Source organism: Methanosarcina hadiensis (assembly GCF_046529725.1).
Taxonomy (GTDB): Archaea; Halobacteriota; Methanosarcinia; order Methanosarcinales; family Methanosarcinaceae; genus Methanosarcina; species Methanosarcina hadiensis.
In genome coordinates this window covers 3017937-3034443 of sequence record NZ_CP136241.1, presented here as the reverse complement: position 1 = coordinate 3034443, position 16507 = coordinate 3017937, and the positions used below count along the sequence as shown (strand labels likewise).

General features: G+C 43.7%; 17 protein-coding genes and 1 pseudogene. 10 read left to right on the top strand and 8 right to left on the bottom strand.

Going from position 1 to position 16507, the window contains the following annotated elements:
* Positions 1 to 20 precede the first annotated feature (20 nt).
* Complete coding sequence (gene queC / locus RSJ42_RS12980; protein ID WP_410507701.1) at positions 21 to 722, bottom strand: 7-cyano-7-deazaguanine synthase QueC; 702 nt, start codon at positions 720 to 722, stop codon at positions 21 to 23.
* Positions 723 to 931: 209 nt separating this feature from the next.
* On the opposite strand from queC, the gene RSJ42_RS12975 reads away from it, so the two are divergent.
* Positions 932 to 1432: a metallophosphoesterase gene (locus RSJ42_RS12975; protein ID WP_410507700.1), complete on the top strand. Its 501-nt coding sequence runs from the start codon at positions 932 to 934 to the stop codon at positions 1430 to 1432.
* 359 nt (positions 1433 to 1791) lie between these two features.
* Positions 1792 to 2223: a putative zinc-binding protein gene (locus RSJ42_RS12970; RefSeq protein WP_410507699.1), complete on the top strand. Its 432-nt coding sequence runs from the start codon at positions 1792 to 1794 to the stop codon at positions 2221 to 2223.
* A 54-nt stretch (positions 2224 to 2277) separates the two neighbouring features.
* Here RSJ42_RS12970 and RSJ42_RS12965 read toward each other — a convergent pair whose 3' ends face one another.
* Both RSJ42_RS12965 and RSJ42_RS12960 read right to left on the bottom strand, forming a co-directional pair.
* Entirely contained in the window at positions 2278 to 2979 is a 702-nt protein-coding gene (locus RSJ42_RS12965) for a metallophosphoesterase family protein (protein ID WP_410507698.1), read from the bottom strand.
* Between the two features lie 128 nt (positions 2980 to 3107).
* Entirely contained in the window at positions 3108 to 5042 is a 1935-nt protein-coding gene (locus tag RSJ42_RS12960; protein WP_410507697.1) for a hydantoinase/oxoprolinase family protein, read from the bottom strand.
* A 293-nt stretch (positions 5043 to 5335) separates the two neighbouring features.
* Here RSJ42_RS12960 and RSJ42_RS12955 point away from each other — a divergent pair.
* The 3 genes and pseudogenes from RSJ42_RS12955 to RSJ42_RS12945 all read left to right on the top strand — a co-directional run.
* Positions 5336 to 5593, top strand: a pseudogene (locus RSJ42_RS12955) (epoxide hydrolase N-terminal domain-containing protein); the annotation flags it as partial.
* 81 nt (positions 5594 to 5674) lie between these two features.
* A complete protein-coding gene (locus RSJ42_RS12950) occupies positions 5675 to 6493 on the top strand; it encodes an alpha/beta fold hydrolase (RefSeq protein ID WP_410510429.1) in 819 nt (272 codons plus the stop codon).
* A gap of 132 nt (positions 6494 to 6625) precedes the next feature.
* Positions 6626 to 7756 (top strand): epoxide hydrolase family protein, encoded by a 1131-nt coding sequence (locus RSJ42_RS12945; RefSeq protein WP_410507696.1) that lies wholly within the window; start codon positions 6626 to 6628, stop codon positions 7754 to 7756.
* A 298-nt stretch (positions 7757 to 8054) separates the two neighbouring features.
* On the opposite strand, the gene RSJ42_RS12940 is transcribed toward RSJ42_RS12945, so the two are convergent.
* Complete coding sequence (locus RSJ42_RS12940) at positions 8055 to 8258, bottom strand: hypothetical protein (protein ID WP_410507695.1); 204 nt, start codon at positions 8256 to 8258, stop codon at positions 8055 to 8057.
* Between RSJ42_RS12940 and RSJ42_RS12935 the strand changes: the two genes are divergently transcribed.
* Both RSJ42_RS12935 and RSJ42_RS12930 read left to right on the top strand, forming a co-directional pair.
* Positions 8259 to 9470 (top strand): glutathione-independent formaldehyde dehydrogenase, encoded by a 1212-nt coding sequence (locus RSJ42_RS12935; RefSeq protein ID WP_410507694.1) that lies wholly within the window; start codon positions 8259 to 8261, stop codon positions 9468 to 9470.
* Positions 9471 to 9754: 284 nt separating this feature from the next.
* Positions 9755 to 10456 (top strand): class I SAM-dependent methyltransferase, encoded by a 702-nt coding sequence (locus RSJ42_RS12930; RefSeq protein WP_410507693.1) that lies wholly within the window; start codon positions 9755 to 9757, stop codon positions 10454 to 10456.
* A gap of 114 nt (positions 10457 to 10570) precedes the next feature.
* Here RSJ42_RS12930 and RSJ42_RS12925 read toward each other — a convergent pair whose 3' ends face one another.
* The 3 genes from RSJ42_RS12925 to RSJ42_RS12915 form a co-directional block, all read right to left on the bottom strand.
* Entirely contained in the window at positions 10571 to 12325 is a 1755-nt protein-coding gene (locus tag RSJ42_RS12925; protein ID WP_410507692.1) for a DEAD/DEAH box helicase, read from the bottom strand.
* 542 nt (positions 12326 to 12867) lie between these two features.
* Positions 12868 to 13293: a hypothetical protein gene (locus RSJ42_RS12920; protein WP_410507691.1), complete on the bottom strand. Its 426-nt coding sequence runs from the start codon at positions 13291 to 13293 to the stop codon at positions 12868 to 12870.
* Between the two features lie 146 nt (positions 13294 to 13439).
* Entirely contained in the window at positions 13440 to 14354 is a 915-nt protein-coding gene (locus tag RSJ42_RS12915; RefSeq protein ID WP_410507690.1) for a DUF1638 domain-containing protein, read from the bottom strand.
* A 261-nt stretch (positions 14355 to 14615) separates the two neighbouring features.
* Here RSJ42_RS12915 and RSJ42_RS12910 point away from each other — a divergent pair, with 261 nt between their 5' ends.
* The 3 genes from RSJ42_RS12910 to RSJ42_RS12900 all read left to right on the top strand — a co-directional run bounded on the left by RSJ42_RS12910 (position 14616) and on the right by RSJ42_RS12900 (position 15951).
* A complete protein-coding gene (locus tag RSJ42_RS12910; protein WP_410507689.1) occupies positions 14616 to 15155 on the top strand; it encodes a GNAT family N-acetyltransferase in 540 nt (179 codons plus the stop codon).
* A gap of 196 nt (positions 15156 to 15351) precedes the next feature.
* Complete coding sequence (locus RSJ42_RS12905; protein ID WP_410507688.1) at positions 15352 to 15504, top strand: hypothetical protein; 153 nt, start codon at positions 15352 to 15354, stop codon at positions 15502 to 15504.
* 105 nt (positions 15505 to 15609) lie between these two features.
* Positions 15610 to 15951, top strand: coding sequence for a carboxymuconolactone decarboxylase family protein (locus tag RSJ42_RS12900; RefSeq protein WP_410507687.1), 342 nt, complete (start codon positions 15610 to 15612; stop codon positions 15949 to 15951).
* Between the two features lie 18 nt (positions 15952 to 15969).
* Here the strand turns inward: RSJ42_RS12900 and RSJ42_RS12895 are convergent, their stop codons facing one another.
* The gene (locus tag RSJ42_RS12895) at positions 15970 to 16329 is read right to left on the bottom strand and encodes an ArsR/SmtB family transcription factor (protein ID WP_410507686.1); all 360 of its coding nucleotides are present in this window, start codon (positions 16327 to 16329) and stop codon (positions 15970 to 15972) included.
* Positions 16330 to 16507: the final 178 nt, after the last annotated feature.

The window sequence follows — 16507 nt, the reverse complement described above, 5'->3', positions numbered from 1 at the left end:
TATTTGCTCTAACGGATTTTTCAGGTCTGGACTCCAAGCCTTTCCAGAAGCGGGTCTTTTGCACCTGTATTTTTGAACGCTCTTGCCCTGCGCACACAGCTTTCACACTCTCCGCACGGAATTTGCCCGCCGTGATAGCAGCTCCAGCTGTATTCAAGCGGAGCTTTTGCTTCAAGAGCCCTTTTAACGATTCGGGTTTTATCCATTTCGATCAGAGGAGCCATTACCCGCACCCCATTCTGAGTCGAGTAAGAAAAAGCAAGATCTACTGCCTTTACATAATCAAGGGAATTATCAGGAAAAGTTCCTGCTTCTTCTCCGTTAAAGCCTACCACTATATAGTCACAGTTCCTGCTTTCGGCAAAGCTCCCTGCAATGTTTAACATAACCCCGTTCCTGTTAGGAACCCACACTGATTTTGCGGAATTTTCGGTAATTGCAGCAGGGGCAGCCTCATCGATATCCTCAAAAGATAGGGAAGGGACTTCCTCATTCCTGTTTACAAGGGAAGTATCTGTTATTTCGGCAAGCCAGTCCAGTTTGATTATTCTGTGCTCTATTCCGAAGTGTTCGCAGGCTTTTCCGGAATACTCTATTTCTCTCTGCCCTGCTCTCTGCCCGTAATCAAATGTAATAGCCATATCAATTTCAAGGCTTTCGGCTGCAATAGCAAGCGCTGCAACGGAGTCAAGCCCGCTACTCAGGAGGGTTATAGCTTTCATTTTTTCTCACTAGCTCTAATTTTGTAGAACAATTTCCCTGTAATCAGCATTCTTCCAGGGTTCTTCAAATATTCTTCGGAGATTATTGGAGTAATATCCGTAACTCCTATTTAAAAATAGCTGCTTTCCTGGCTGGAGTATTCTTTTCCCGGGTCTCGGAGTATATGTTAAATATTCAGGGCGTCTAATATTAATTGAGGTGGGATTATTTGATAGGGATTATTTCGGGTTCGCATGATAACCTGACAGCTATACGGAAAGCTGTCGAATTCTTTAACAAAAAGCAGGTAAAAGCGGTGTTGCACGCAGGGGATATTATTTCTCCTTTCACAGTAAAAGCTTTCAAAGAACTAACTCCAAAACTCTATTTCGTCTTCGGGAATAATGATGGGGATCGCGTAACTCTAACTAAAAGGTTTGAAGAGATAGGTGCCGTTTCTTGCGGGGACTTTGGAGATCTGACAATTGACGGGCTTCATATCGCCCTCCTGCATGGGACAGATGAGACCCTGGTCAAAGCCCTTGCAAAATCAGGGGATTTTGATGTTGTGATAAGGGGGCACACCCATGAACTCGGAGTACATATCCTCGAAGGTACTCCTATTATAAACCCGGGAGAATGCGCGGGAGTGCTTTCAGGAAAGTCTACAGTTGTAACTCTTGAGATTGCGAACCTGAATGTAGAAATCGCTGAACTTGAGCTGGACTAACCGTTCCCTTCAGTCTTCACATTTACCTTTTTTCGGGCAGAGTCTGTATTTGAATAGCTGGCAACAAAAAAGCCTTTCAATCTGTCAGGGGTCCGCCGAAAGAAAGTATTAATTTGTTTCTATCTTTCATACAGTTTTTAATTGCTATTCTTTCAACAATTTTTTTATTTTTGTCTCTCCATTTTTTGTCTCTTCTTTTCTTTCTCTCCTTTTCTTTCTCTAGAAAGCCTCTGTCCGTTATCTGACGTGGCGGGAGCAGCTCAAAAACATCGGGTATAAAACATAAATCACATAAAGGTGAAATGTCCTTTTTATTTCAATACATTTTGAAACAGTATCCCCTTAAAGGTGTAATAGTAATGGAATCTAAAGGAAAAAAGCAAAATGAATCCCTGAAACAGGACGAAACCCTGCCGGATGAGCTTAAAGAGGCGAAAATATCTTCCGGAAAAAAGAGAAATACCCTTATCTTCGCATGTTCTGGTTTATCAAATACGGGTAAGCTCACCATGCAGGCAGCGTCAACCCTGGCTTTCAGGCGGCCGGATATGTACAGGGCTGTAGCTGCACTGAAAGGAACCGATGCTGTCGAAGACGCATTATCCGAAGGATTCAGAGTTCTTGCTCTTAACGGCTGTGAGGACAGGTGTGCAACAAAAAAGCTTGGAGAGGCAGGGATACAGGCAGAAGTTCACCTTATGGTTACTGAACTAGGAGTTAAAAAAACAACACCATCTGATGTGAAATCTGAATATATAGAAAAAATTATCAGGGCTATAAAAGAAGCCTGAGCTTCATAATTCCCTTAGCTTTTATTTCATTGTTTCCTTTTTACTGCACTTTTCTCAATAACCCCACCTGAGAATAGCCATCAGTTCCTCTGCATAAGGCATCCGCTCTTCTATTTTCTTACAGACTGCATCAATGTCATACTCCAGACGTAAGAACTCCATTTCCCTGGTTTCGGTATCAAAAACAGCACAGCCTGCCCGGGTATCTCCGTCTCTTGGCTGTCCAACCGAACCCGGGTTTATTATTGTAAGGCTCCCGAGTTTTCTGTTCATAGGGATATGAGAATGCCCAACTGCGAGAAACTCAACTTCCACAGGCTCTGCTGCCCCGTCTATCATGCTCTGGATCTCTTCGTCCGGAGTTTCAGGTTTTATATATTCGTAAATGGAGCGAGGGCTTGCATGAGTAAGGTAAAGCTTTTTTCCATCAATTTCTTCTTTAATAAGCAAAGGAAGCCTCTGAAGGTACTCAATTCTGGATCTATCAAGAATTTCCCAGGTATATTCCCGGGTTGCAACCGAGAGATGTTTGTACTTATATCCGCACTGGCAGTCCACTTTAAAAGCAACAGCATTGTCATGGTTGCCCCTGATTGTCGGGATGTCCTTTTTTTGCAGGAGATCTATGCACCTGTCCGGATCAGGCCCGTAGTCCACAATGTCTCCCAGGCAGATTGCCCGGTCGTGAGGGACTTTAAGAACTGCCTGGAGGGCTTCAAGGTTTGCGTGAATATCGGCAATCAACAGCAGTTTCATATTTCTCCCTTATCTTCTTCTTTCTCTTTTCTTTTTCTCCCTCTTCTTTTTTCCCCTTCTTTTTTCCTCTTCTTTTTCTCCCTCTTTTCTTTTTCTTCCTTTATGTTTTCATTCCTGTTTTTTAATCTTCAGCCTTCAATATGTAATCCACGCATACCTACTCCCATTACGAGCAGATTTGTTTCCATGGGAGGGTGGTTCCAGCCGTCAGGCGAGACGGTTTTTTTCTCTACGGAAATTTCAATCTGGCTTCCACTGAGTCCGCAGTCTTTCATATAATCTTCAACAAGCTTTTTTCCTATCTCTGTTGCAGCATTCAGAGCTTCCGTATATGCATCGTACCTCAGCCTGCTTCCTGGAGCAAAAACCAGGAAATCTTTGTCCGGAGACATCAGGCTTGCAGGTCGGATCAGAATCTCAACCCTTTTGATGCCTTTTCCTGCCAGGGCTCCGACTGCGTTTCCAACCTCAGCATGATCGGGAACCAGAATTTCAGCATCTATCAACTCTTCCAGTTCTTTTCTGTGTGCACGTACAGGTCCCCCGAGCAGAACCACAGGTATTCCCAGCCTGAACTTTGCAGGATAATTCCCGTCAAGAATTTTTTCAATAGCTGTGTATGGAACCCCCTGAAGGATATATGAGAGGAGGTGAAGCGCCATGTTTCTTGCAACTCTCTTTTTTACGGCAGTGCAGAACTCATGGGGAGTCATGCGCATAAGCCTTGCAAGCCTTTCAGCTCCTATTCTGGAGGCTTCTTCGCTCCAGGCTGTATATTCTCCAAGCACATGCAGAGCATCTGTTGGAGTAAAGCCGATTGCCTGAACAAGACGCCTTTTGATAAGGGAGTCAAGGGTTTGAGGGTGAAGGTCCTTTCTGATAAGAGATTTGATCTCGTGTATGGAAACGGGCTCGTCTCCGATTACATTAAGAACCTCAGCTTCAACTTTGCTCAGCTCGCCTGCAGCGTAGCCTGACCTGACAAAAAATTTCGTGGGCTGAATATTTTCATCCAGGTCTTCTCTGGGAGGCATAGGTGTTCTTCTGAGGTTATTCAGAAAATCCGGGTACTGGACCGCAGCTACCGCGAGAGGTATAACCCGCCGCGGGCCGAGATAGAGCTCTCTGTCCACAGTCCAGATATGGCTGTCTCCACCTGTAGCTGTTGTCTCCATCCTTATCGCCCGGACCCTGGTCTTCCAGCCTCCAACAATAGCCCCTTCGTCGCTCAGGTCAGGGACTCCTATACGGATCGAAGAGATATCCGTACTCGTCCCCCCAACATCTACAACTGCACAGGTTTGCAGCCCTGAAAGGTAAGAAGCCCCTACAAGGCTTGCTGCAGGACCTGAAAAGATAGTTTCTATAGGTTTTTTCAGGGCGTCCCTTATTCCTATTACCGAACCGTCACATTTGAGCATGAGAAGCCTTGCATTAATTCCCCTCTCTGTCATGTCTGCAATAATAGACTTCACAAACTGCCTGGTTATAGGGATCAACTGAGCGTTAAGAAAAGCCGTTACTGCTCTCTCATAAGCACCCAGTTCCTGAGAGAGTTCATGCCCGCAGACTGCAGGCAGCCCTGTAAGCCTCAATACACAGTCGCTTGCTTTGAGCTCATGTTCAGGGTTGCGTGTGCTAAAATATGAGGATATGGCAAAAGCCGATACTTTATCCTTTACGCTCAGGGCGAATTTTTCAATTGCTTCCAGGTCGAGAGAGAAAACTTCTTCTCCATTGTGGTTATGCCCTCCTCTGGCAAGAAGCACATGCTCTGTGGGGAATTCTTTTTCAAGTGGGTGGTCCCCGATGAGGATCAGAGCTACCGGAAAGCCAGTCCCTTCAAGTATGGTATTTGTAGATAAAGTAGTGGATACGGATACCAGTTTTACGTTTTCAACATACTCCGGATTAAGCCCATCAATTACCTTTTTGATGCCGGCAAGGGGATCAGGATAGGTGGTCAGAGCTTTATTCGAATCTATAATTCCCCCATCTGAATCCCTCACAAGGACTGCATCTGTATAAGTGCCTCCGGCATCGATTCCAAGGCTATAGTGCATATTAAAAATGGCTCCTCTTTGTTGTTTTTGCTTTTGTTGTTTTTTATTTATTGCAATTCAACATTTAATTGCAATAACCAGTTTATATCAAAACTAACGTAGTTTAGGTATACCAAACATCAAATAAAAGGAATTGCTTATCACTGTTAACATTAAATCCAGGGGCTGAAAACTATTTTTGCTGTTTTTTAAGGAACTGGAAAGCTCATTCTTATGAAAAGGGAATTGAAAGGTTATTATTCGGTGTCTTGAATATATTCCTTAGAACTGGATTGTCAAATGGGGTAGGGGATATGTCAATTCAACCGTTTCAAATAAACGTTCCACAGGACGTACTTCAGGATCTGAAGGAGCGGCTCGTAAGAACCCGCTGGCCGGATGAAGTCGAAGGTTCAGGCTGGGACTATGGTACAGATCTGAACTATATGAAGGAACTCGTCAACTATTGGCAACACAGGTATGATTGGCGCAAACAGGAATCGGAACTGAATAAATTCGCGCAGTTTAAAGCTGAAATAGACGGTAGGGAAATCCACTTTATCTACGAACGCGGCAAGGGTCCGAAACCGATACCAATTATCCTCTTCCACGGCTGGCCAGACTCGATTTGCCGTTACCTTAAACTTATCACGATGCTTACGGATCCAGTAAAATATGGCGGCGATCCCAATGATTCTTTTGATGTAATCGTGCCTTCGATAATAGGCGGCTATTCGGATATCTCTAAAGCGCCTGGAAAGCAGCTGCTGAAACAGACTGCCGAATTGTGCTGGCGGTTAATGACCGAAGAGCTGGGTTACAAACGTTTTGCTGCAGGAGGCGGGGACGGTGGAAGTCCGATTTCTCAGCTGCTGGGTGTACATCATCCCGAATCTATCATCAGCCTCCATCTTACCGATCTCGGCTTTTCCATAGCACAGGCCAGCTTCTCTAATCTTTCCGAGACGGAGAAGCAGTACCTGGAGGCACTGCAAATTGTGGGCTTTCAGGAGGGCGCTTACGCAGTGCTTCAGGGGACAAAGCCGCAAACTCTCGCATACGCTCTAAACGATTCGCCTGCTGGTTATGCTGCATGGATAATTGAAAAATTCCGTTCCTGGAGCGACTCTGATGGAGACCTTGAAAAGGTCTTCACTAAGGACGAACTATTGACCAATATTATGCTTTACTGGACAGGTGGCCCTTCAGTTCGCGCCATCAGTTACCGCGAGGAATGGGTATCGCCTTCGCTTAAACCGGATCAGCAGGTTTACGTGCCTGTAGGGCTCGCCTTCCCCCCTAAAGATATAGGCCCTGTACCTCCGCGTGAATTTGCTGAGCGAAACCTGAAAAACATTCAGCGCTGGACTGTGCTGTCCCATGGCGGCCACTTCGTAGCGATGGAATTTCCAGATCTCATGGCAGAGGATATGCGGGCGTTCTTCCGCACTTATCGTCAGCCATCCAGGTAACGGACAACAGTTGTCATCAGGGAATTAGAGTAATGCATTAAGTAAGAGGCTAGGTTTCATGGACATTGTTACCGAGATTAGAAAACTGCAGGGAATTACAGTAACGCATTAAGTAGGAGGCTAGGAGGATACATGTCAATTGAACCTTTTAAAATAAATGTTCCAGAAGCTGTACTGCTGGATCTTAAAGATCGGCTCGCTCAAACACGCTGGCCGGATGAAGTCGAAGGTGCTGGCTGGGACTATGGTACGAACCTTGGCTACATGAAGGGCCTGGTAGATTACTGGCAAGATAAATATGACTGGCGTGCTCAGGAGGCAGAGCTCAACAGGTTTAGCCAGTTTCGTGCCGAAGTTAACGGCACAGGTATTCACTTTATTTACGAGCGTGGTAAAGGTCCTGATCCAATCCCGATTATCCTTTCTCACGGCTGGCCTGATTCGTTCTACAGGTTCCACAAAGTTGTTTCTATGCTGACCGATCCTGCAGCTTACGGTGGCGACCCAGATATTTCATTTGATGTGATTGTGCCTTCCATTCCAGGATATGGTTTCTCGGACCGTAAAGCCATGACAGAAGGCGCTGTTGCCGATCTGTGGGCAAAGCTCATGACAGAAGTACTCGGATATGAAAGATTTGCAGCCGCTGGCGGCGATTACGGTACACTTATCACCAGATCTCTGGCACTTAAATATCCTGATCTGTTAACTGGTATTCATCTGACTGATGTGGGATATCCTGATAGCAGTACCGATTTCTCCGCTCTATCTCCGGCAGAACAGGAATTTGCGAGTTTCATCCAGAAATGGTGGATGGAAGAAGGTGCCTTTAATATGATCCAGTCTACCAAGCCGCAAAGCCTTGCTTACGGCCTGAATGACTCTCCTGTGGGCCTGGCAGCATGGATTTTAAGTTTCATGAATGCGAGGGCTTCTGTAGACCTTGAGGAGCGCTTTACCAGAGATGAATTGCTTACCAATATTATGATCTACTGGGTAACCGAGACTATCAGTTCTTCTATTCGCTCATATTACGAAATGGCTCATGCGCCTCCATCCCCAGATAAAGGGCAGTGCATCAAGGTTCCTGCGGCTGTAGCACATATGCCACTGGACGCCCCGTTGCCTCGTGAATGGGCTGAACGCAATGTGAATCTGAAACGTTTTACTGAAATGCCTCAAGGCGGTCACTTTTCTGCATGGGAAGTGCCTGAGTTATACACAAAGGATTTACAGGAGTTTTTTAGTGAGTTCCATAAATAATGGCATCTTTTGCGCTACACCGGATTCATTGCACCTGATTGAGCCATATTAATGATTAAAGCATAAAGTGAAATTCGGGTTTTATTGTATTATTGAAGATTGTTTTTCTTTTTTAATAATTGCATTATTTTTTCAGAGACACCGATTCGAAAGGCTCTCATGCTGCAATAGGATTTTCCAGTTTTTTTGGGTACGTGGAATATATTTTAAGACCCTCAAATTAAATTCTGCACCCGTTATATAGTTTCAACCACTTTTTATAAAGTATCTAATATAAAAATACCTTTTATATTAAAGGTTACTCCTGGCTGTCCTGCATTTGCAGGAAATCGAAAAAAGCCGGTAGAGAACCTTTCGGGATTGGGGTGATATTATAAAAGCAGTTGTTTATAAAGGACCTGATCAGGTTGCGGTAGAGGAAGTAGATTATCCGAAGATAGAACATCCCGCGGATGCTATAATCAGGCTTACTTCGAGTGGGATCTGCGGAAGCGACCTTCATATGTACGAGGGGAGAACGGTTGAAAAACCTGGCAAAGTGCTGGGGCATGAGCCTCTGGGTGTTATAGAAGAAGTGGGAGATGCCGTGACCTCTTTTAAGAAAGGGGACAGGGTCGTCGTTACTTTCAACATTGCCTGCGGGCATTGTTTGAACTGTATCCGGGGTTTTACAAGTGCCTGTCTGACAGTTAATCCTGAAAGTGCCGGTGGAGCTTTTGGATATGCCAAAATGGGCCCGTATAGGGGAGCGCAGGCTGAATTTTTAAGAGTGCCGTTTGCCGACCTGAACTGTACGAAACTTCCCGGATCTCCAGGGGATAAATGGGAAGACGATTTCATTATGCTGTCGGACGTGTTTCCAACAGGCTTTTTCGCTACGCAGCTTGCTATGGTAATGCCTGGATTTCCTGTAGCGGTCTTCGGGGCAGGTCCCGTAGGTTTGCTCTCAGCATATTCCGCAATACTGCAGGGGGCAGCCCAGGTTTTTGTTGTTGATTACATTCCTGAGAGGCTGAAGCTGGCGAAGAGTATTGGTGCTATCCCTATAGACTTTACTCTTAGCGACCCTGTAGCCATGATTGAGGCATTAAGGTCTCAGCATGCCAGAGTGGATACCGTGCTTCCGGGCGAGGAAAAGCTGCAGGGGATCATGTCCAGTATAGAAAACCTGGCGAAAAGTATAGGTGCCGACCTCGAACTCGCCAGGAGCGACCCCGTAACTATGATTCAGATGCTAAGGGCAGGGAACCCTGCAATTGTTCAGTCCCTGATTCCAGGTGAGGAAAAAATGAAAGGTGTGATGTCCGGCATAGACGCAGTCGGCTATCAGGCAAGAGACAGGCAGGACCCTTCAAGAGAAAACCCAACTCAGGTGATAAGTGATCTGGTGAGGTTGATCAACCCAACCGGTCACCTGGGAGTCATCGGAGTTTACACTGCAGACGATCCCGGAGCTTACAACGAACGTGCCAAGAAAGGGGAGTATATTCTGCCTTTCGGAGAGCTCTGGGAAAAAGGTATAAGTGTAGGGACAGGCCAGACTCCGGTTAAGAAACTCCAACCGATGCTCAGGGATATGATAATTGCAGGAGTAGCAAAGCCAAGCTTTATAATTAGTCACAAAATCTACATAGAGGAAGCGCCTGATGCCTACAGGGAGTTTGCCAACCGTTCGGAAGGCTTTACAAAGGTAACAATTCAATTCGAAAAATGAATTTTTAAATATTTTTTAAACACTTTTTTCTTTTGTTTTTTTCTTTCATTTTTTCTTTCGGTTTCTCTGAAATCTAGATGATCACAGATCTGGATAGTTGTATTATTTTGTTTTTATTGGAACAAAATAGCCTGATCAAGGTATTGATTTTCTGAGGCTCTATTGAGATCTGGATTATGATTCTACTCTTTTAAGGAAAACCATTATTAATTCCTGCTCTAAAAAGTAAACAACAGTCTTCAATTAAATAATAAATTAGACGAACTTACAAGGAACTTATTGTCATGACTCCTACAAAACCGACTCAAAATGCTACTCCTCACCTTCCTGAAGATTACGATGCCCAAATCTCCCGTGTTCTCCCTTACTACTCGTCTTTCCACGAAGAGACTATCAGGCTGGTTAGGTCGCTGCCCTCAAGCCCGAAAATATGGATGGATACCGGATGCGGGACAGGCTCCCTGATCAATAAAGCAATTAATGAGTTTCCCGGGACAAAATTCCTTTTACTTGACCCTTCGGAAGGCATGCTGGAGCAGGCAAGGCAAAAACTAACACCCTGCCCTGCAAAGAGTCTTGAGTTCCTGAAAGCTTCTTCTACTCAGGAATTTTCTCAGGAACTGGAAGAAAAACCCGATGTTATCACTGCCATACAGTGCCACCATTACCTCAGCCGCGAAAGCCGTGCCAGAGCAACCAGTGTCTGCTATAATTTACTAAAAGAAGGTGGAATTTACATTACCTTCGAGAATATCCGGCCGCTGACAGAAGAGGGCATCACTATAGGAAAACAATACTGGGGCAGCTTCCAATCAGCACATGGGAGAAGCGAGGAAGAAATAAGAAAGCATCTTGAGCGTTTTGATACCGAATATTTCCCCATAACCGTTGAAGATCATCTGAAATTGTTGAGAGAAACAGGGTTCAGGACTGTGGAATTATTCTGGTACTCTTATATGCAGGCTGGATTTTACTGCATTAGATAATTATTGATGTCCAGGTTATAAAAAAATTTGAAAGAAGAAGCGAGAAAACAGAATGAAAGAGCGAATTGAGAAAAAGAAAAAAGAGAAAAAAGAGAAAAAAGAAAAAGAAGCGACTTAATAAGAGTCTTTCTTTTTTGTGCCTTTAGAACTTCTTGTGTAGCCTGCACCTTTTGAGCTGCGGGAATCTCTCCGAGAATCCCCTCTGGATTCGCCGCCTCTGGAATTGCCTCTGGAGTTGCCCCGGTTATCACTTCTGGCCTCTCCTGAATCCTTTGAGCTTCTTCCTCTGGATTTCTGGGCTAGTTCCACGAAGGGTTTGCTTCCTCTCCTCTTGTTTTTGAAGATTTCGATCAGGGCTTCAGCCTGGGCAAATGGTAGGGTTACGAAGGAGAAATGCGGGAAAATTTCTGCATCCCTTACTCTGAGTTCGCCGTCCCCGAGTTCTTCCTGAATGAAATATGACAATTTGTCCGGAGTCATGCCATCGGCTTTACCCATGGCTATAAAGAGCCTTGACTTGCCTTTCCTGTCAACATAGGAACTGGGGCTGGAGATTTCAGTATACATGCTCTCGTCGAACTTGTCTTTAAAGGTATACTTCAGTAGGGCAGCCAGAATCTTTTCTGCGGGATATTCCTCAAGGAGCTTTTCACTCATTTCAAGGCATTCCCCGTACTCTTCAGTTTTTATGGTATCTTCAAGCTCTGCTCTTACTCTCGCCCTTTTGGCTTTAATTACATCTTTTATTTCAGGGATTCGGCCTTTCTTCATTTCGGAATTTGAAGTCTTTTTAATGTAAGTGAGCCTTCTGAATTCAGTGGATGTAACAAAGGTAATAGCAGTTCCCTGTTTACCTGCCCTTCCTGTCCTTCCTATCCTGTGCACATAGGACTCAGGGTCCTGAGGCAGGGAATAGTTAATGACATGGGTCAGGTCCATAATGTCGATGCCTCTTGCTGCGACATCGGTTGCTGCGAGGATGTTTATCTTCTGCTTCCTGAACTTGTTAAGGATTTTTTCGCGTTCCTGCTGGGAGAGGTCCCCATGAAGGGCATCGGCTAAATAACCCCTGTCGCTCAGTTTCTGGGCAAGCTGGCTGGTGTCAGTCTTTGTCCGGCAGAACACGAGCCCGTAGAATTCGTCCTCAATATCGATAATCCTGCAGAGGGCTTCGAACTTATCGCTTTCCTTAACCTCGAAATAGATCTGTTCGGTCAGGGTTTCTGTAAGCTCCTCTTTCTCAATCGTAATATGCTCGTAGTTCTGCATGTGCTTCTTTACAATTCCAAGAATCGCTTTTGGCATTGTGGCTGAAAAGAAAAGCATCCTTTTATTCGGGCCTGTTGCCTTTAAGATCTCTTTTATGTCGTCAATGAAGCCCATATTAAGCATTTCGTCGGCTTCATCAAGCACGAAATAAGCTATATGCTCGAGGTTCAGGCTCTTTCTTTCAAGATGGTCAATGACCCTCCCTGGAGTTCCTACAACAATGTCCACTCCGGATTTCAGCACGCGAAGCTGCTGGGTCATGGACTGTCCGCCATATATAGGGACTATATACAGTTTTTTGTCTCCTTTTATGGAGTTAAGTTCTTCCGAGACCTGAATTGCAAGTTCCCTTGTAGGGGTCAGGATTATTGCCTGGACATGTCCTGATTTCTCAGGAATTTTTTCTATGATGGGGGCTCCGAAGGCTGTGGTCTTTCCAGTACCTGTCTGAGCCTGACCTATAATGTCTGATTCACCTTTCAAAAAAAGCGGAATAACCTTTTCCTGAATCGGGGTTGGTTCTTCAAAACCTTTCTTTTTGAGGGCTTTCAATGTACTGTCCGAGAGCCCAAGTGCCTTAAATTTTGCTAATTTTTCCATGTACTCACTCTAGAATTTACAGTTATTTTCTACAGGTCCCGCAGATTGCAGACCTGCTGTTTATGTACTATCTGCCGCATGCCCGGCAGTTTCCTCTAAGGAAAAGCCCATTTACCAGCGTCCGTACATGATACCAGCTATAACAGGTAAACATGCCGCATAAATGGTTAATCTCCCCGGACTGCGAAAAGTTGCCTTAGACCAGGGAAATTCAGAATTAGTATGATAAACTTATACAGCAAAAAATGGCTTCTTGGATAAGTTGCGGACACTTTTTGAATTCTTCCCCGTGATACAGGCAAATGAGTAATCTGACCGTAGCCTTTTACTCCGGTTGATACACCCTAGACCTCTTTCCTGTATATAATCCTTTGCTATCTTTCAGGCAGGACTCGCCCGGAAAAGGCTTCAAAATCGGGGAAAATCTGTGATTTAATGTCTGTTAACTGTGTGTTAATCAGAACTCAATATAAATCAACATTAAATTATATTTTTAGTGTGTTGTTTTCCTGTGTCAGGGCGAAGTCAATTCCATCCCATAGTCAGTACCAGCCCTTAAGATGAAGCTCGTCCGTTAACATTTCTTTTAAAAGGTTCAGCCTGTCTATGGAATTCCTGATCTGTTCTGGCTTATCTTCAAGCTCTTCACATCCGGTTTCTTCCTGGATGGTTGTGACTCTCAGGAGTTCTGCAAAATTAACGCACTCGTCAAGAAAACTGTTAAAAAGCCTGCGTGCCTGCACGAAATAATCCGAAGTCCTGAAATCCGGCTGGAGGGTTTTTTCATATTCTGCCCTCTGCTTCATCTCTGAAGCCAGAACCCGGGCTTCAACATAGTCCCCGATATTCAGAAAATCTCCCATATTATGCAGGGTTGTCCCTATATGCTGGATAAAATATGCAACCTCAAAAGCCCACTGCTTGTCATAATTGATGCCGGAGCCTGAGTTATAAGACGAGGAATTCATTTCCAGGTGTCATCTCCTGCCATTTGTCCTATTATTCACTTCTTCTCTGCTATTTCATACTTCCTTTTTGCTTCTTTTTAGCCTTTCTGCAATGATAACGGTATTCTACCGGGATGCAAATATTTATACAGCAGTCTCCTGGTGCTTCAGGTCTTCTTTTTTCTCAGGACTTCTCCCTTTGCCTTTTCATAACATCTTTCAATCAATTCAGGACTGCCTTCCATATTCACAATTTCAAATCCAAAGCTGTCTGCAAATTCCCTTACTCTGGTTTCAAAATCTTTTTCGTAGTGAAGCCCTGTATCCACTTTAGCAACGTTTTTGTAGCCTGAATAGTCAAAAACCATTTTTGTCATTTCAATATTCTCCGGGTCAGGAGTTATCCTTGAAGCTACCAGTATCTCTTTCCAGTAAGCTGCTCCAACGGGTGTCAGAAAATAAGTTCCGGTACCTTCTGCTTTAAGTTTTGACAGAAAAGCTCCTCTGCCTCCAAGTACTGCTCCCACGCAGTCGTCTACGATTTCCCCTTCCGCATCGGTCAGAATAAAGACAGGAAAACCTGAAGCTCCGAAATCCTGTTCAACGCTCCCGAGAACGTTTCCACATAGCCCGTATAATAAAAGTACAGCGTCAGAGTATCCTTTCGCGTCCTCAATGGTTTCATAGACCGCTTCTTTAAGTCTATCAGGAAAGCCTTCAAGAGCAAATCCCAGCACATTTACAACAAGAGTAAGATTCAGATCTTTTTTATTTCCTTCTATTTCTTCTGTTTCTTTTTTTACTCCTTTTTCAGTTTTTTCTTTTACTTCTTCTTCTGTTTCTTTTCCCGCTTGTTCCCTGATTCTTTCTTCCGTTCTTTCTCTTCCCAGTGATTCATGAATCTCTTCAATTTCAAGGGCTGAATAAGGTGTAAAACTTCCTGTTTCCTCCAGTTTTCTGATGAGCCCGAAGCTATTCTCATTTTTAACAATTATAACCTCTTCAAGTCCGGATTCCCCTTTGATAAGCTGTATGACCTCATCTTCAAAAATCCTGCAACTGATAATGGCTATTACTGGCATTGCAAATTCCCCTTTTTTCAAAAATGTTTTAAGAAATTCTATATGATGCTGTCAAATTGGTAAGTACATTATATAGTGTAATTTATATATTATTTATCTTTGTCATATACCAATCCTCCGTATCAGGGACCCTTTTTTTCCTGTTCCTTCTCAGATATTCATTCTAAATTCGTGTTGCCTCCCGGCTCTTCAGGTGTGCTGTACGGTTATACTTTAATACTGGTACACGAACTTTTTCTTAGAATAAGGGGTCAGAAAAAAATGCAAATACAATACACTGTCAGGGAAGGCAAACCTTCAGATCTGCATAAAATCGTAGCTCTTTACAAAACTGTCGCAGCCCGTTCTGGAGGAATTGCAAGGGAAGAGGATGAGGTTACGGAAACCTATGTAACGAATTTCATTGAGAGAAGCCTTAAATCTGGAATTATTCTGGCAATTGAAGATCCTGAGAATCCTGAAGTCATTATTGCAGAGGTTCACACTTACAAGCCCGGTATAAGGGTTTTTGCTCATATCTTCAGCGACCTTACAATTGCTGTGCATCCCGATTATCAGGGAAAAGGGATAGGTACGCTTCTCTTCAGGACCCTTTTACGGGAAACCGAATTAAAGCATTCGGAAATCATACGGGTTGAGCTTATCGCGAGGGAGAGTAACAGGAAGGCTATCGAATTCTATAAAAAACTCGGTTTTAACATTGAAGGCAGGCTTGAAAACCGCATATGCGACAAAACCGGGAAACTGGAAGCTGATATCCCTATGGGCTGGACTCGTCCTGCATGCACGCTGCAGATTTGAAATAAATCAAAAACCTGAGGTTATCCGATTAGTCTTTCATCTACATACCTTATTTTATATTTTTTATATCAATTCTTTTTGATATTCGTCATCTGTTTTTTAAGGCTGATTTCCAATATTTATTATGCACGATTAAATTACGACTGATACACGATTTAAGCAAGACCTGATAATATCGGGCTAAGGAGACAGGATAATGAAAGATAAAAATAATGTTCCAGCAGAGGAAGAATATTCGGAAAAGGATAGACAGGACGATGATGAAGACCTTCTGTATACGCATAAGCCTGAATCAAGAGGCGGCGAAATGCGCTGGAACAATAATTTATGCAGAAAACCCGGGCGCTGATTCCCGATAAGCTGATTCCCGATAGATAACTGGAATTACTTACTTTCCTGAATTTATTTACTTTTAACAGATAATCCATTCTTTCACTTTAACCGGAGGAATTAAATGTCGTTTTTAAATGAAATGCTACCTGAAACCGCTGAGGCATACGGACAGATGAGAAGCTCCATTTTCAAGGACGGTTTCCTTGACGTTAAAACAAAAGAACTTATAGCCATTGCCTCTTCTGTCCTTATGCGCTGCCAGTTCTGTGTTGATGTGCATTCACAGAGGGCGGTTGCTGCAGGGGCAGCAAAGGAAGAAATTGCAGAAGCAGTCGCGGTTGCAATGTTCGTTGCAGCCGGGTCGCAGGCAGGCTGGACGAATGTATATGGCGAAAATATATTCGATAAAATCTTTGAAAAGAATGGGGACGAAGAGGACTCCTGCTGTTGCTGTGGAGATTGAAAGCAGCTTGAAGGCTGTTTACTCCGATTTTTTGTTTTGCACCTGAGATATTGTTTTCAGGACTCCTGCAAACTCAGGATTCAACCTGTAAAATCTCCATTTTGAGCTGTTATAGGCTTCAATGATCCCGCATTTTTTCAAAATTGCCAGGTGATGGGAAACCAGGTTCTGCCTCTCGTTTAACTTGAATATCAATTCGCAGACACAGTGCTCTCTCTGGGAAAGAAAATAGGCAATTTTTAATCTTATCGGATGCCCGAGAGCGCTGAATATTTCGCTGGCTTTTTTAATGTCATTGTCCAGAAAATCTATTTCCTGGATCATTTTCTCTTCCCATTCCTTTTTTTTCTCAGGATCCGCAGGGCAGCAGTAGCTCATAAATAAAAAGAAGTTAGGCTTTCTAAATAAGGATTTTCATATCAATTTCATTTGATTTTCTCAGCCATTTTATATTTTTTGTTTTCAGAAGTTTAGGGAGTATCGAAATCCAATCCTTCCTTGAAAAGTGTTTTTCTTTTTCCGCGATTTTTTATATTATTTATATTCCCATTTTCTT

Coding starts and splice junctions, on each gene's coding strand:
- queC (WP_410507701.1), bottom strand. CDS start 722: ATGAAAGCTATAACCCTCCTGAGTAGCGGGCTTGACTCCGTTGCAGCG.
- RSJ42_RS12970 (WP_410507699.1), top strand. CDS start 1,792: ATGGAATCTAAAGGAAAAAAGCAAAATGAATCCCTGAAACAGGACGAA.
- RSJ42_RS12965 (WP_410507698.1), bottom strand. CDS start 2,979: ATGAAACTGCTGTTGATTGCCGATATTCACGCAAACCTTGAAGCCCTC.
- RSJ42_RS12960 (WP_410507697.1), bottom strand. CDS start 5,042: ATGCACTATAGCCTTGGAATCGATGCCGGAGGCACTTATACAGATGCA.
- RSJ42_RS12950 (WP_410510429.1), top strand. CDS start 5,675: ATGCTTACGGATCCAGTAAAATATGGCGGCGATCCCAATGATTCTTTT.
- RSJ42_RS12945 (WP_410507696.1), top strand. CDS start 6,626: ATGTCAATTGAACCTTTTAAAATAAATGTTCCAGAAGCTGTACTGCTG.
- RSJ42_RS12940 (WP_410507695.1), bottom strand. CDS start 8,258: ATGAAGGTCGCTTCCGCAGATCCCACTCGAAGTAAGCCTGATTATAGC.
- RSJ42_RS12935 (WP_410507694.1), top strand. CDS start 8,259: ATGTACGAGGGGAGAACGGTTGAAAAACCTGGCAAAGTGCTGGGGCAT.
- RSJ42_RS12930 (WP_410507693.1), top strand. CDS start 9,755: ATGACTCCTACAAAACCGACTCAAAATGCTACTCCTCACCTTCCTGAA.
- RSJ42_RS12925 (WP_410507692.1), bottom strand. CDS start 12,325: ATGGAAAAATTAGCAAAATTTAAGGCACTTGGGCTCTCGGACAGTACA.
- RSJ42_RS12920 (WP_410507691.1), bottom strand. CDS start 13,293: ATGAATTCCTCGTCTTATAACTCAGGCTCCGGCATCAATTATGACAAG.
- RSJ42_RS12915 (WP_410507690.1), bottom strand. CDS start 14,354: ATGCCAGTAATAGCCATTATCAGTTGCAGGATTTTTGAAGATGAGGTC.
- RSJ42_RS12910 (WP_410507689.1), top strand. CDS start 14,616: ATGCAAATACAATACACTGTCAGGGAAGGCAAACCTTCAGATCTGCAT.
- RSJ42_RS12905 (WP_410507688.1), top strand. CDS start 15,352: ATGAAAGATAAAAATAATGTTCCAGCAGAGGAAGAATATTCGGAAAAG.
- RSJ42_RS12900 (WP_410507687.1), top strand. CDS start 15,610: ATGTCGTTTTTAAATGAAATGCTACCTGAAACCGCTGAGGCATACGGA.
- RSJ42_RS12895 (WP_410507686.1), bottom strand. CDS start 16,329: ATGAGCTACTGCTGCCCTGCGGATCCTGAGAAAAAAAAGGAATGGGAA.